This window comes from Litchfieldella rifensis, from assembly GCF_042646605.1.
GTDB classification, from domain to species: domain Bacteria; phylum Pseudomonadota; class Gammaproteobacteria; order Pseudomonadales; family Halomonadaceae; genus Litchfieldella; species Litchfieldella rifensis.
This window is the reverse complement of the sequence record NZ_JBHRUG010000017.1, coordinates 163235-177594: the sequence shown is the minus strand read 5'-3', so window position 1 is coordinate 177594 and position 14360 is coordinate 163235. Positions and strand designations below refer to the sequence as shown.

Here is a 14360-nt window from a genome sequence, read left to right as displayed (position 1 = left end):
GCCGTTGATGGTGGATACCCATGGCGTCACGTTTGGCCGGCACGATACGCGGGGGCATGGCAACCCTGAAGAGCGCCCCATTCAGCACTTGCTGCGCTTGCTGACGGCGGCCAACCCATGAATCCTGTCCTATGCTGGATATCACATCATCGCGAGCCTCAGGGAACGAGGCATTCACCACCGCCAGGGAGGCACCATGCGTCGCGCCCCACTCCAGGATTGTCATCCCCTTGCATTGCTGTTGCTGCTGCTCGGCAGCCTGGCCCCATTAGCCGCGCAGTCGAGTGAGTGCCCGAAGTGGACATCGGCACAGGCCCACCAGACACTCGATGCGCTACAAACACGAATCGCGCGGTGGGACGATGCCTATTACCGGCGCGGCGAGCGCCTGGTGGAAGACAGTGTCTACGATCAAGCACGCCGGACGCTGACCACCTGGCAAGCCTGCTTCGATTCGCCGGCAGCCCCCACCGTCCCCATGGACGACAGCGGTCGGGTTTCACACCCCATCGCACAGACCGGGCTGGCCAAGCTCGACGGTCATCAAGCACTGGCCACCTGGATGCATCGTCGTCGCCACGACGCGCTGTGGGTGCAGCCCAAGGTCGATGGCGTCGCGGTGACGCTGGTCTACACGGAGCGGCGCCTCACGGCTGCCATCAGCCGTGGCGACGGCCTCAGCGGCCAGGATTGGCTCCCCCATGCCCAGCGCATTGCCGCCATCCCCCGACAATTGCCCGCCAGCGCTCCCGCGCGCGTCATCCTGCAAGGCGAGCTCTATCATCGACGCCGCGCGCACATCCAGGCCGAGCTTGGCAGCGATGGTGCGCGCAGCGCAATCGTCGGTCTGATGTCGCGCCACGAGTTGGATATTGATGGCGCAAGCCAGATCGGCCTGTTCGTGTGGGACTGGCCGAATGGTCCGGACCCCATGCAGGAACGGCTGGCCATGCTCGGGGCCTGGGGCTTTGCCGACAGCGCCTATTACAGCCAGCCGGTGGTCGACGTGGACGAGGTTGGGCATTGGCGCCAACGGTGGTATCGCAGCGAGTTGCCCTTCGCCACCGATGGCGTGGTGATTCGCCAGAATACACGCCCCGACGCCGCCGACTGGCGGCCCCGGCCACCCGAGTGGGCGGTGGCCTGGAAGCATCCGGCGCGGCGCAGCCTAGCCGTGGTGCGAGACGTTGACTTTCGTATCGGGCGCACCGGCAACATCACCCCGGTGTTGCAGCTTTATCCCACCCAACTCGATGACCGTACCATCCGCCACGTCAGCCTCGGATCGCTCGCGCAATGGCGCGACTGGGAGGTGCGTCCCGGCGACCAAGTGATGATTCGCCTGGCGGGCCTGACGATTCCCCAACTCGACGAGGTGCTGACTCGCACCGCCCCCCGGCCGGCCCTGAGCGTGCCTGACCCCGAACGCTACCACCCCTTGAGTTGCCTGCGTCTCAGCGGCGACTGTGAAGAGCAGTTCCTCGCCCGCTTGACCTGGTTGTCCAGTCACCATGGTCTGGACATGCCCGGTATCGGCGAAGGCACCTGGCAGCGCCTGATCGACGCTGGACTGGTCGAGGAACTCCTCGACTGGCAGACGCTCACCCCGGCGCAGCTCGAAGTCCTGCCGGAAGTCGGCGAGACACGCGCGGCAAACTGGCATGACAGCTTTCAAGCCACTCACGAACAGCCACTCGGCAGTTGGCTGGCAGCGTTGGGTATGCCACCGGTCGCCGAGTCCGTCTTGCACGATCCCGACGGGCGCATCAACCTTGCGGCGCTACAGGCGCGGGAGCGACATGACTGGCAGCGCTACCCCGGAATCGGCGCCACGACCGCCGACCGGCTCGTGGCCTTCTTCACCCATCCAGAAATCGAGGCGCTGATAGCGAAGGCGCAAGGCCCACTTCCATAAGGCAAGAACACACCTTACCCGACGATGAGCTGGACGCTTTCTCGGCATCATCGGGCGATGGTAGGCATGCCTCACCTTGCGACGGTAGGGGACACCTACTTATCTCTTTATGAATTAAACTTATTCCTGATCGTTCTTTAGCAGAATCGGAGCCATCTTTCCTATAGTGAGGAACACGCCGCGTTTAGACGCCGTTGCGATAGGAACAGGAAAACACACCCAAAGGGAATCAGGATGGCGCCTTTGTTTCGCCCCCGAGCGAACGCGCTGGCCTTCGTCATCTTGGTGGGGATCCTGGCATTGCTCGTGGCGATTTCCGTTTTCGCCTATGTCGTTTACCGCTCTCCCTATCAGACGGACGCCGGTTACGCTCCTGAACAACCCGTGCCCTTCAGCCATCACACGCATGCCGGTGGCCTGGGCCTAGACTGCCAGTATTGCCACACTGGCGTCGAGACATCCGACTTCGCCGGCATTCCGCCTACCCGCACCTGCATGACCTGCCACTCCCAGGAGTGGACCAATGCCGAGATGCTCGCCCCGGTGCGCGACAGCCTGGCTCGTCAAGAGCCCCTCGCCTGGAACCGCGTGCATAACCTGCCCGACTTCACCTATTTCAGCCACCGCGCCCACGTCAACAACGGCGTGGGTTGCGAGTCATGCCATGGCCGGGTCGACGAAATGCGCATGACCGTTCAGCGCAAGCCCCTGACCATGGAGTGGTGTCTGGAATGCCATCGGGATCCAGGCCCCCACCTGCGCCCCGAGAATGAGATCACCACCATGGGATATTCCGCCGAGGAGGACACCCCCGGCCATGAGTGGATTTCCCATTACGGCATCCACCCCGATCGCCTGATGGAGTGTTCCACATGTCATCGCTGAACCGCGAACAGTGGCAACGTTTGCGTGGACAGCTCGCCGGACAGAGCGGCCCCGCCTATTGGCGCAGCCTCGAAGAACTGGCCGGTGACGAGGCATTCACGCGGCTGCTGGCAGACGAATTTCCCGGACACGATAGCGTCTGGGCGGCGCCCATCGATCGTCGTCGAGTCCTCAAGCTGATGGCCGCCAGTCTCGCGCTGGGCGGCCTGACCGCCTGTGACAGCCAGCCTCCCGAGCGGCTGGTGCCCTACGTCGATATGCCCGAAGGACTCGTCCCCGGTCAGCCACGCTATTACGCCACGACCCACCCGATCGATGGCTATGCGCATGGCGTGCTTGCTCAGAGCCGTGAGGGACGCCCAGTCAAGCTCGAAGGCAATCCCGATCATCCGGCCACACGAGGCGCCTGCGATATCTTTTCTCAAGCGTCGGTGCTGTCATTATACGACCCCGACCGCGCGTCATCGGTCATGGAGCGTGGCCATATCACGGGATACAACCAATTCCTGGCCGCCCTTCGGGAACAGCGAGGCCGGTGGGATGCAAGCCGCGGCGCGGGGTTGGCGTTTCTCACCGGCCCCATTACCTCACCCAGCCAAGCCGAGCGTCTGCGCAACCTGCTGACACGCTGGCCAGAAGCACGCTGGTACCGCCACACACCGGTCGACCGCAGCGCCGTCTACACGGCCAGCCGCTGGCTGTTCGGTGCCCCACGGGAACCGATCTACCGTTTCGACCAGGCACGCGTCGTCGTATCGCTGGACGCCAACTTCCTGCAGGAACAACCGGGATTCCTGCGCTACGCACGGGATTTCTCGCAATATCGCCGGCCCAGGGACAACGATGAACTCCTGCGGCTGTACATGCTCGAGTCGACCCCCAGCATCACCGGCAGCATGGCGGAACACCGTCTGCTCCTGCGTCATACGCGTATCATCGATGCGGCTCGCCAGTTGGCCAACGCCTTCGCGCTCGACGTGCCGCCACCTGAAATGCCAGTCATCCCCGACGACTGGCTCGCGGCACTGGTCGCGGATCTGCGCCACCTGGCACCGGCCGCGCTGGTCATACCCGGCGATCAGCAACCGCCCGAAGTGCATGCCCTGGCCCACGCCATCAATGCGCAGCTGGGCGCCTTCGGCACCACCTTGGAGATCATCGATCCCGTGGAGGCAAGCCATGGCGCCCGGCCACTCGATGCCCTGAGCGAGGCGATGCATGCCGATGAGATACAAAGCCTGGTGATGCTCGACACCAACCCGGTCTACAGCGCCCCGGTCGATCTCAAGTTCGCACAAGCGTTGCAGAAAGTCGCCTGGCGCTGCCACTGGGGCGATACCTTCAACGAGACGGCACGCCTCTGCCATTGGCATGTCCCGGCGACTCACCCACTGGAGACCTGGGGTGATGCCCGCGCCTTCGATGGCACTCTTAGCCTTCTGCAACCGTTGATTCTCCCCATGCACGACGGCAAGACCGCCCTGCAGTTTCTGGCCGCCCTTCAGGATGCTATCGATCACGACGCCCGCGACCTGCTGATCAACGACTGGCAAGCCCGCCACTGGAACCGCGACTTCGAGACTTTCTGGCGCACCAGCCTGCGCGACGGCCTGGTCAGCAACAGTGCCTTCACACCGTACTTGGCGAAACTCGTCGATGGTTGGCACGAACGACTACCGGCGCCGACCACGCATACCGGCGGTCTCATGTTACAGCTGCGCCCCGACCCCTCGCTATGGGATGGCCGCTATGCCAACAACGCCTGGTTGCAGGAATTGCCCAGGCCGCTGACCAAACTGACCTGGGACAGCGCCCTGCTGATCGCTCCCGTACTGGCGGAGCGCCGCAATCTGGCAACCGGCGACATGGTCCGGGTGAACATGCGCGAGCATTCTCTCGAGGTTCCCGTCTATGTACTTCCCGGCATGCCGGCGGATGCCGTCACCCTGACCCTGGGCGGAGGCCGTCATCACGCCGGCAGTATCGCCGACGGGGTGGGTGCCAATGCCCATGCCCTCCAGCCGAGCGACTCGCCCTGGGCGGTCTCCGTCATTCTGGAGAAGACCGACGCCCATCGCCGGCTGGCCACGACACAGAACCACCATGCCATCGAGGGTCGTGACCTGATCCGGGTCGCCACCCTGGACACCTACCGCAGCGACCCGCATTTCGCCCAGCGCGAAGAGCCGCACGGCTCGCTGTATCCCGAGCCCTGGCCCGCCGAGCGCAAGTCTCGACACGCCTGGGGCATGAGTATCGATCTGTCGGCCTGCATCGGCTGCAATGCATGCGTCACCGCCTGCCAGGCCGAAAACAACATCCCGGTGGTCGGTGCCGACGAAGTGAAGAAGGGCCGGGAGATGCACTGGATTCGCATCGATCGCTACTTTCAGGGGCCACTCGATGGGCCGGAGATGGTCTTCCAGCCAGTCACCTGCATGCACTGCGAGAACGCCCCGTGCGAATACGTCTGCCCTGTCGGCGCCACGCAGCATTCGGCCGATGGGCTCAACGAGATGATCTACAACCGCTGCATCGGCACCCGCTATTGCTCGCAGAACTGCCCTTACAAGGTGCGACGCTTCAATTGGTTCCACTACACCGGCGAAACGGCAACCTACCAGGTTCCTGCGGCCGCCCATAACCCCGATGTCACGGTCCGCTCGCGAGGAGTGATGGAAAAGTGCACGTACTGCGTGCAACGCATCAACCGCAAACAGCGGGATGCCGAGACCGAGGAGCGAGAGCTGGCCGATGGCGAGTTACAGACAGCGTGTCAGCAAGCCTGCCCGACCCAGGCCATCGTGTTCGGCGATCTCAACGACTCCGCCAGCGAGGTCAGCCGGCTCAAGGCGCATCCACTCGACTACGGCATGCTCGCTCACCTCAATGTTCGACCACGCACGACCTATCTGGCCGCCGTACGCGCCCCCAACCCCAGGGTGAAGAACTCCAGCGCCACCAGCTCGGGCAGCACGAGCGAAGTCGGCACTTACACGCCCAAGCGTAACGCCCCCGAGTCGCTCGACCAGGCAGAAGCCAGTGGCAACGCCAGCGACAGTCGCGAGAACAACCGCGTATTCTTTCGCGAGGAGCCGTCATGAAGCCACATGAGCCCGATGCCCTGATCCCGGCCGACCTGACCCACGCCACTCTCACGCAGCGGATCAGCGCGTTGGTACTCGAGCAACGCTCGCCGCTGGGCTGGTGGATCGCCGTGCTGGTGTGTGCCGGCCTGACGCTGGTATTCGTGCTCTCGCTATCGGTGCTGTTCTCGGTGGGTATCGGCATCTTCGGCATCAATATCCCGGTCGCCTGGGGCATGCCGATTCTCAATACCATCTGGTGGATCGGTATCGCCCATGCCGGCACGCTGATCTCGGCGGTGCTGCTGCTCACCCGCCAGCCGTGGCGCGCCGCCATCAACCGCTTCGCCGAGGCCATGGCGATGTTCGCCATCATCTGTGCCGGGCTGTATCCGATCATTCACCTGGGTCGACCGGAGTTCTTCTATTACCTCTTGCCCTATCCCGATACCATGGATCTCTGGCCGCAATGGCGCAGCCCGCTGGTCTGGGACTTCTTCGCCATCGCCACCTACCTGATCTTCACCGCCAGCTTCCTGTACATGAGCCTGCTGCCGGACCTGGCATCCCTGCGCGACCGCGCCCGCGGTCGGCGCGCCTATTTCTACGGCGTGCTGGCGCTGGGCTGGCGCGGCTCGGCCACCCATTGGGCGCGTTACGAGAGGGCCACCACGATTCTTGCTGCGCTGGCCACGCCGATCGTGGTCACGGTGACCGGTATTATCTCGCTGGATCTGGCGGTATCGATCGTACCTGGCTATCACTTCACGATTTTCCCGCCCTACTTCGTCGCCGGCGCCCTGTTCTCCGGCTTCTCCACCGTAGCCTTGCTGGCCGTGGCACTCCGCAGCCTGTTCAAGCTGCACGATCTGGTGACGCTTACGCACCTCGATTACCTGGGACGCATGATGCTGCTGTTCGCGCTGATCGTGAGCTATGCCTACATTCAGGAAATCTTCGTCGCTTTCTATAGCGGCGAGGACTACTACCGCACCGTCCACTTCGATCGCTGGACCGGCCCCTACGCACCGGCCTGGTGGAGCATGATCGTCTGCAACGTGGTGCTGACGCAGTTACTGTGGTTCCGGCGCATACGCCGTTCGCCCGCCATCATGCTGTGCCTGGCACTGACCAGTAACCTCGGGATGTGGCTGGAACGCTTCCAGATCGTCTTTACCTCGACGCATGCCGATTACATGCCCTCGAACTGGGATACCATCTGGCCCACCGCCTGGGACTGGGCAACCTATTTCGGTTCGCTGGGACTGTTCGGCCTGCTGCTGCTGATCTTCGTCAAGCTGATGCCGCTGATTTCGATACACGACATGCGCACCTTGATCGCCACCCACCAGACACCACGGGAAAATGGCAGCGAGCAGGCGCCTCGGGAGGCCAGCGATCATGAGTGAGACTGCCACTCAAGGCGGCGCGCACTACGGCCTGCTGGGACGTTTCGATGACGCCGAGACACTGGTCGCCGCAATACGGGCGCTGCGTGACGAAGGCCATGCGGAACTCGAAGCCTTCAGTCCCTACCCCATCGAGGAACTGAGCCAGGCACTCGGCTTTCGTTCGCGCTGGCTGACGGTAGGCTCACTGGCGGCGGCACTGCTCGCCGCCACGGCAGGCTATGGGATGATGTGGTATAGCTCAGCGATCGACTACCCGTTCGTGGTCGGCGGCAAGCCCCTGCATGGTTGGCCACCCTTCGCGCTGATCGCCTTCGTGCTAGCGATCCTTGCCGCGGCGTTGACCGCCGTCCTGGGCATGCTGTTCGGCAATCGCCTGCCCCGCCCCTATCACCCGGCCTTCAATGCCGACATGTTCGAACGCGCTTCCGGCGACGCCTACTTCCTGCTGGTGAACGTGGAGGCGCTTTCCCGTGACGATACCGAGACGCTGCGTTCACGCTTGACGACGCTGGGCGCCAACGAGGTACAGGAGGTGCCGCCATGAGGCGCCGTTATGGCGATCGGCTCGCCACACTGGCGGCATTGGCGGGCTTGCTGCTTGTCGGCTGCGACCAGCCGGCCATGGAGCGCCAACCCAAGTACGAGACCTTCGAGGTCGCGCCCGGCTGGCCCAGTAACCGATCCGCCCGCGAGCCGGTTCCCGGCACCGTCGCCCGCGATGAGAATCTCGACCCCCTGGCCGACACCTTGCCCATGGCGCTCGATGCGGCGCTGCTCGACCGCGGCCAGCAGCGTTTCGATATCTTCTGCTCGCCATGCCACGACCGCACCGGGCACGGTAACGGCATGGTCGTGCAGCGGGGCTTCCCGCCGCCACCGACCCTGCACAGCGAGCGGCTGCGCCGCGCCCCGCTACGTTACTTCGTCGATGTCATTACCGATGGCTACGGCGTGATGTATTCCTATCGCGACCGTGTGCCGGTCAAGGACCGCTGGGCGATCGCCGCCTATATTCAGGCACTGCAGCTTTCGCAACATGCCTCCGTTGATGACCTGACCCCGGCCCAGCGAGCCGAACTGGAAAATGCCGCCACCGAGGGCACCCGTCAGGAGGACAGCCGATGAAACGCCTTCTGACCAACATGCCGCTGACCACCTCGGCCATCGCGCAGCATTTCCGGCAACAATCCACATTGGTGCGCGTGCTCTTGATAACACTGGCGCTCAGCCTGTTGGGGGCCATCCTGGCCTGGCATACCCTGCTCCAGGCGTGGCTGGTGGCCTGGGTGCTGCTCGCGGTTCTGCCGCTTGGTGCCATCGCGCTGCTGATGGTGCACGGGCTTACCGGCGGGGCCTGGGGCTACGAGAGCCTGCACCTGTGGCGCAATGTGGCGGCCACCATGCCCCTGTTCGCCCTAACCCTGCTGCCCCTGCTGCTTGGCCTGGATGTGCTGTTCCCGTGGACGGCGCCCATCGAGGAACTCCCCGAGGTGGTGCGCAACAAGCAGGCCTATCTCAACAAGCCGTTCTTTATCGCGCGCACCCTGTTCTACCTGGCGGCATGGACCGTCCTGGCCTGGTGGCTGACTCGCCCCACGCCGGCCCGGCGCTGGCACGCACTCGGGCTGATCGTCTGGGCCCTGACCCTGACATTCTTCTGCTATGACTGGCTGATGTCGCTGGAGCCGACGTTCTACTCGGATATCTATGGTCTCGAGGTCATGGCGATCAGCGTGGCCTCGGTCATGGCGTTCGGCTTGCTCGTCGGTGCCGCGCGGTTGCGTTCTGCGGTGCGACTCGATCTGGCCAATCTGTGGTTGTCGATATTGCTGGCCTGGGCCTTCTTCGCCTTTTCGCAATTGATCATTATCTGGTCGGCCAACATGCCGCATGAAATCGGCTGGTATCTGCACCGCCGCGAAGAGAGCTGGCTACTGATAGGACGGATCGGTGTGCTGCTGTTTCTGGTGATTCCCTTCGCCATGCTACTGCCCACCGCCGCCAAGTATCGCTCGGGGTGGTTGCAGGCCACCGCGGCGATCTGCCTCACCGGTCATGTGCTGCATGTGCACTGGTTGGTCTGGCCCTCTTTCACGACTTCGGGCTGGGCCTTCCTGCTGGGCCCGCTCGCCATCGTCACCCTGGCCGCCGCCGGTCTCTGGTGGATCGGCCCCGACCGGCGACGCGAGCTGATCGCTTTCCACCCGGCCGAGGAGGAGCGTCATGGCAGAACATGATCGCAACGACGTGCCTGGCTACGAGCCTCGGGACGCCCCTGCCCGCCTGCCGTTCTGGGTCATCGTGTTCATGGTGGTGTTCGTGCCGCTTGGCCTGCTGATCGTCTGGGCATTGATGTCGACGCTCTGGCCCATGGCCGCCGAACCCGAAAGCCTCTTCGAAGAACCACGCCGCGGGATACAGGGCCCGCGCCTGCAGGAAAACCTCGCGCGCGATTACGCTGCCTTCCGTCGGGATATCGAGCGCCATCTGCACACTGTGGGCTGGGCGAACCGCGACGCCGGCATCGTTCACCTGCCGATCGAGCAGGCCAAGCAATTGCTGCTCGAGCGGGGACTGTCCGGGCCCGAGGCGTCCAGCCAGGGCGAATCATCAGCACAGGGTCAGGGTTCGGCCGACTCACAGAATGCCTCCCAATCACAGCAACAGGAGTCCACCGCGGAGCCGGAGGAGCCACCATGAGATTCCGCTTCAGCGTGCCACTACCTCGCCTTTCACTCGCCATCGTGTGGCTGTCCATCGGCGCCGTGTCGCTAGCGGCCTCGGCTTCGCCACCGACGAGCGATTCCGAGATACTCGACCGGGTCGATTATGAGCAGCGCATCGGCAATCAATTGCCCCGCGAGCTGCAATTCCGCAATGCCCAGGGTGAGCTGATCAGCATCGACTCCCTCACCACGGACAAGCCATTGGTATTGGCCCTGGCCTGGTACAACTGCCCACAACTGTGTCCGATGCTGCTCGACCGTATCGCCGATACGGCTGCGGACCTGCCCTTCGACAGCGACGAGTACCGCATCGCTGTCGTCAGCATCGCACCCGAAGAGGGCCCGGAAGACGCTCAGCGCATACACGCCGAACTGCGCAATCGTCACGGCGCTGCGACCCGTGACTGGCAGCTGCTGACCGGCAAGAAACCCGCCATCGCTGCGTTGGCCGATGCCGCTGGCTTTCGCTACGCTCACGATCCCGAGACCGGCGATTATGCCCACCCCGCCGGAGTGGTCATCGCCGCGCCCGGCGGACAGATCACTCACTATCTACTGGGCATGCGCCCGGAGACACCGGACCTGCGCCTGGCGCTGGTGGAGGCTAGCCAAGGCAAGCTGGGTTCCCCGCTGCAGAAAATCCTGGTGCGCTGCTATCGCTTCGATCCGGAAACCGGGCAGTACAACCTGGCCGTCATGAACCTGCTGCGCTTCGCCGGGGGCGGCTCGGTGCTGGCACTGGCGGGCGCGATCGTGTGGCTGCGGCGGAAGGAGCACGCATGAGCGAACAACGGGAATATCTCCCCGATATCGAACAGGGCCTACGCTTTTTCCCCGAACAGGCATCACGTTTTGCCGGAGACCTGGACACCTTTTACATCGTCCTGGTGGTGATCTGCGGTCTGCTGACGCTGCTGGTGTTCGTGCTGATCTGCTATTTCGGCTACCGATACCGCGTCGCCAGTCACACGGATCGCCACAACCCTCCCAGCAGCCGCACCAGCCAACGCATCGAACTCGGCGTACTGGCCGTGATGTTCGTGGTGTTCATGGGGGTGTTCGTCTGGGCGAGCGGCTTGTATCTGGGCCAGTATCGCGGCCCGCAATCGGCCATGACCATCAACGTGGTCGGCAAGCAGTGGATGTGGAAGGTCCAGCACCCCACTGGGGCTCGCGAGATCAACACCCTGCATGTCCCGGTGGGAGAACCCATCACCCTGCGGGTCACCTCGGAAGACGTGATTCACAGCTTCTATATTCCCGACTTCCGTCTCAAGCGCGACGTGCTTCCCGGCGCCTATCGCGAGGTCTGGTTCGAAGCGACCAAGGCCGGCGAATATCGGCTCTTCTGCGCCGAATATTGCGGCAGCTATCATTCGCGCATGCGCGGCAAGATCGTGGCCCTGGCGCCGGCCGACTACCAACGCTGGCTGAGTCGCCAGGGCGAGCAGGAAGCCCCGGCAGTGGCGGGAGCCCGGCTGTTCGAGAGCTACGGCTGTAGCGGCTGTCACCTGGGCAAATCGAATGTCAGGGCGCCGAGCCTGGCAGGGATCTTCGGACGCCCGGTGCCGCTGGCCGGAGGTGGTACGGTCATGGCCGATGAAGCCTATTTGCGCGATTCGATCCTCCAGCCCCAGAAACATATCGTCGCCGGCTTCAATCCCATCATGCCAAGCTTCTCGGGCCAGATCTCGGAGGACGAACTCCTGCAGATCATCGCCTATATCAAGTCGCTGGAGCCTGAAGACGAGGCGCTGAATCCAGCCGACACGACCGAGGGAGAGGAGTCATGAGCGCTGTGTCAGGCCATCAAGGGCCCATCGACGACCTGTGGCCGCGCGAGCATTACCTGAGCAGCGGCTTCCGCCTGCGTGACTGGCTGCTGACCAGCGACCATAAGCGCATCGCCTGGTTGTACCTGGTGTCCATCACGGCCTTCTTCTTTCTCGGGGGTCTGGCCGCCCTGCTGATCCGCCTGGAATTGATGACGCCGCGCGGCGACCTGCTCAATGCCGATACCTACAACCAGGTGTTCTCGTTACATGGAATCGTGATGATATGGTTCTTCCTGATTCCCTCGATTCCCGCCACCCTGGGCAATTTTCTACTGCCGCTGATGGTCGGCGCCCGTGACGTGGCATTCCCCCGCATCAACCTGCTTTCCTGGTACGTCTATACCCTGGGTGGGATCTTCACGCTATTCGCCGTGATTTCCGGCGGAGTCGATACCGGTTGGACCTTCTATACGCCCTATTCGACGATGTTCACCAACACCGCGGTAATCGCGGCAGCCACCGGCGTCTTCATCGTCGGTTTCTCGTCGATCCTCACCGGCATCAACTTCATCGTCACGATTCACAAGATGCGTGCACCAGGGCTGACATGGATGCGGCTCCCGCTATTCGTCTGGGCCAACTATGCCACCAGCCTGATCATGGTGCTGGCGACACCGGTGCTATCGAGCACATTGCTGCTGATTGCCCTGGAACGCGTCCTCCGTATCGGGATCTTCGATCCGGCACTTGGTGGCGACCCCGTCCTCTTTCAGCATCTGTTCTGGTTCTATTCGCATCCAGCGGTCTATATCATGATCCTGCCCGGCATGGGCGTGGTGTCGGAAATCATTACCTGCTTCTCGCGCAACCCCGTCTTCGGCTACAAGGGCATGACCATCTCGATCATGGCCATTGCCGTGTTCGGTTTCATCGTCTGGGGACATCACATGTTCGTCGCCGGACAGAGCCTTTACGCCGGGGTCATGTTCTCGTTCTTCACTTTCCTGGTCGCCATCCCCTCTGCCATCAAGACATTCAACTGGACGGCGACGCTCTACAAGGGACGCATCAGCTTCACCGCCCCCATGCTCTACGGCCTATCGTTCATCGGCCTGTTCACCATTGGCGGGCTGACCGGTGTCATCCTGGCCTCGCTAGCCATCGACGTGCACGTTCACGACACCTACTTCGTGGTGGCGCATTTCCACTACATCATGGTCGGCGGGATGGTGACCGCCTATCTGGGAGGCCTGCATTTCTGGTGGCCCAAGATGACCGGGAAGCGCTATTCCGAGTTATGGGCCAAGGTCGCCGCACTGGCCTTGTTCATCGGCTTCAACCTGACATTCTTCCCCCAGTTCCTGCTGGGCTACCTGGGCATGCCACGCCGCTACCACGAATACCCGGCGGACTTCCAGATCCTCAACGCCATGTCATCGCTCGGTGCCGGCGTGCTTGCCATCGGCTATCTGTTGCCGTTGGTCTACCTGACCTGGTCGCTGTTCAAGGGCAGGCCGGCAGGAGGCAACCCCTGGAATGCCAAGGGACTGGAGTGGCTGACCACCTCTCCCCCGCTCGAACATAACTTCGCACGAATTCCGCGTGTGACGGAGCCAGCTTATGCCTATGACCGGACCGAGGGACAAGCCGCTGAGTGAGTTGGGCCCTGTCGCCGAGCAGTTCGAGGAGATAGAGCAACAGCGCGCCTCCAACCTGCTGGGCATGTGGCTATTCCTGGCCACCGAGCTGTTGCTGTTCGGTGGTATCTTTGCCAGTTTCGTGGTCTACCGTTTCCTCTACCCGCAGGGTTTCATCGAGGCCTCGAATCTGCTCAGCCTACCCACGGGCGTTTTCAATACCGCGGTACTGCTTACCAGTGGCTTGACCATGGTATTGACCGAGCACAGCCTCAACGCTGGACGGCGGCGTGCCGCGCTGCTGTTCCTGCTTTCCACGCTGGCACTCGGCGCGGTATTTCTCGGCATCAAGGCAATGGAGTGGCACCATGAATACCAGGAAGGCCTGATGCCGGTCTTCAACCTCGCCTTCGATCACACCGGAGAGCATGCACGGCAAGTCCGCCTGTTCTTCAATTTCTACTTCTCCCTGACAGGACTCCATGTCTTCCACATGCTGATTGGCGTGGGCCTGCTGGGAATCATTGTCGTCTTCATCCTGCGCTGGCGCGACCCACCGCGCATCGCACGCCAGGTACAGATCACCGCACTCTACTGGGCGTTCGTGGATGTGCTGTGGGTCATTATCTTCACACTACTCTACGTGTTGCGCATATGAACGAATTTCGCCCTTATCTACTCACTTGGGTGGTATTGCTGGCATTGCTGGGTATCGTGGTGATCGGCGCAGAACTGCTCACCGGCCTGCTGGCCCTGGCCGTGGTGCTGGGTGGCGCCTTATGCATGATCGGCGCGATCATCATCATGTTCATGGGCCTCAGGACCGCCGACGCCTTGATGAAGGTCTACGCCACGGGTGGGGTATTATGGCTGGGATTCCTGATCGTGCTGACAATGGCCGATTACGTGACCCGCTAGTCCAGC

The 14360-nt window shown here is 62.9% G+C and carries 13 protein-coding genes; all 13 read left to right on the top strand.

Annotation, left to right across the window (positions count from 1 at the left end):
- Nucleotides 1–196 precede the first annotated feature (196 nt).
- The 13 genes from ligB (at nucleotide 197) to ACFOEV_RS07845 (ending at nucleotide 14354) form a co-directional block, all read left to right on the top strand.
- The gene (gene ligB / locus ACFOEV_RS07905; protein ID WP_386772604.1) at nucleotides 197–1915 is read left to right on the top strand and encodes an NAD-dependent DNA ligase LigB; all 1719 of its coding nucleotides are present in this window, start codon (nucleotides 197–199) and stop codon (nucleotides 1913–1915) included.
- Nucleotides 1916–2149: 234 nt separating this feature from the next.
- Entirely contained in the window at nucleotides 2150–2800 is a 651-nt protein-coding gene (locus ACFOEV_RS07900) for a cytochrome c3 family protein (RefSeq protein ID WP_386772601.1), read from the top strand.
- Nucleotides 2788–5904, top strand: a complete 3117-nt coding sequence (locus tag ACFOEV_RS07895; RefSeq protein WP_386772599.1) for a TAT-variant-translocated molybdopterin oxidoreductase — start codon at nucleotides 2788–2790, stop codon at nucleotides 5902–5904. Before ACFOEV_RS07900 ends, ACFOEV_RS07895 begins: the two co-directional genes overlap by 13 nt.
- Nucleotides 5901–7295: an NrfD/PsrC family molybdoenzyme membrane anchor subunit gene (nrfD, locus tag ACFOEV_RS07890; protein ID WP_386772596.1), complete on the top strand. Its 1395-nt coding sequence runs from the start codon at nucleotides 5901–5903 to the stop codon at nucleotides 7293–7295. The genes ACFOEV_RS07895 and nrfD overlap by 4 nt, the downstream gene beginning before the upstream one ends.
- The gene (locus tag ACFOEV_RS07885) at nucleotides 7288–7842 is read left to right on the top strand and encodes a DUF3341 domain-containing protein (protein WP_386772594.1); all 555 of its coding nucleotides are present in this window, start codon (nucleotides 7288–7290) and stop codon (nucleotides 7840–7842) included. The genes nrfD and ACFOEV_RS07885 overlap by 8 nt, the downstream gene beginning before the upstream one ends.
- Nucleotides 7839–8423, top strand: a complete 585-nt coding sequence (locus ACFOEV_RS07880; protein ID WP_386772593.1) for a c-type cytochrome — start codon at nucleotides 7839–7841, stop codon at nucleotides 8421–8423. Before ACFOEV_RS07885 ends, ACFOEV_RS07880 begins: the two co-directional genes overlap by 4 nt.
- Nucleotides 8420–9535 carry a hypothetical protein gene (locus tag ACFOEV_RS07875; RefSeq protein WP_386772591.1) on the top strand — a complete coding sequence of 372 codons (1116 nt, stop codon included), beginning with the start codon at nucleotides 8420–8422 and terminating at the stop codon, nucleotides 9533–9535. The genes ACFOEV_RS07880 and ACFOEV_RS07875 overlap by 4 nt, the downstream gene beginning before the upstream one ends.
- Nucleotides 9522–9998: a hypothetical protein gene (locus tag ACFOEV_RS07870; RefSeq protein ID WP_386772589.1), complete on the top strand. Its 477-nt coding sequence runs from the start codon at nucleotides 9522–9524 to the stop codon at nucleotides 9996–9998. The genes ACFOEV_RS07875 and ACFOEV_RS07870 overlap by 14 nt, the downstream gene beginning before the upstream one ends.
- Nucleotides 9995–10807, top strand: a complete 813-nt coding sequence (locus tag ACFOEV_RS07865) for an SCO family protein (protein ID WP_386772587.1) — start codon at nucleotides 9995–9997, stop codon at nucleotides 10805–10807. The genes ACFOEV_RS07870 and ACFOEV_RS07865 overlap by 4 nt, the downstream gene beginning before the upstream one ends.
- Complete coding sequence (gene coxB / locus ACFOEV_RS07860) at nucleotides 10804–11817, top strand: cytochrome c oxidase subunit II (RefSeq protein WP_386772585.1); 1014 nt, start codon at nucleotides 10804–10806, stop codon at nucleotides 11815–11817. The genes ACFOEV_RS07865 and coxB overlap by 4 nt, the downstream gene beginning before the upstream one ends.
- Nucleotides 11814–13457 (top strand): cytochrome c oxidase subunit I, encoded by a 1644-nt coding sequence (ctaD, locus tag ACFOEV_RS07855; RefSeq protein WP_386772583.1) that lies wholly within the window; start codon nucleotides 11814–11816, stop codon nucleotides 13455–13457. Before coxB ends, ctaD begins: the two co-directional genes overlap by 4 nt.
- Nucleotides 13420–14094, top strand: a complete 675-nt coding sequence (locus ACFOEV_RS07850) for a cytochrome c oxidase subunit 3 (protein WP_386772581.1) — start codon at nucleotides 13420–13422, stop codon at nucleotides 14092–14094. The genes ctaD and ACFOEV_RS07850 overlap by 38 nt, the downstream gene beginning before the upstream one ends.
- On the top strand, nucleotides 14091–14354 hold the full coding sequence (locus ACFOEV_RS07845) for a hypothetical protein (RefSeq protein WP_386772579.1): 264 nt from the start codon (nucleotides 14091–14093) through the stop codon (nucleotides 14352–14354). The genes ACFOEV_RS07850 and ACFOEV_RS07845 overlap by 4 nt, the downstream gene beginning before the upstream one ends.
- The last annotated feature ends 6 nt before the right edge of the window (nucleotides 14355–14360 follow it).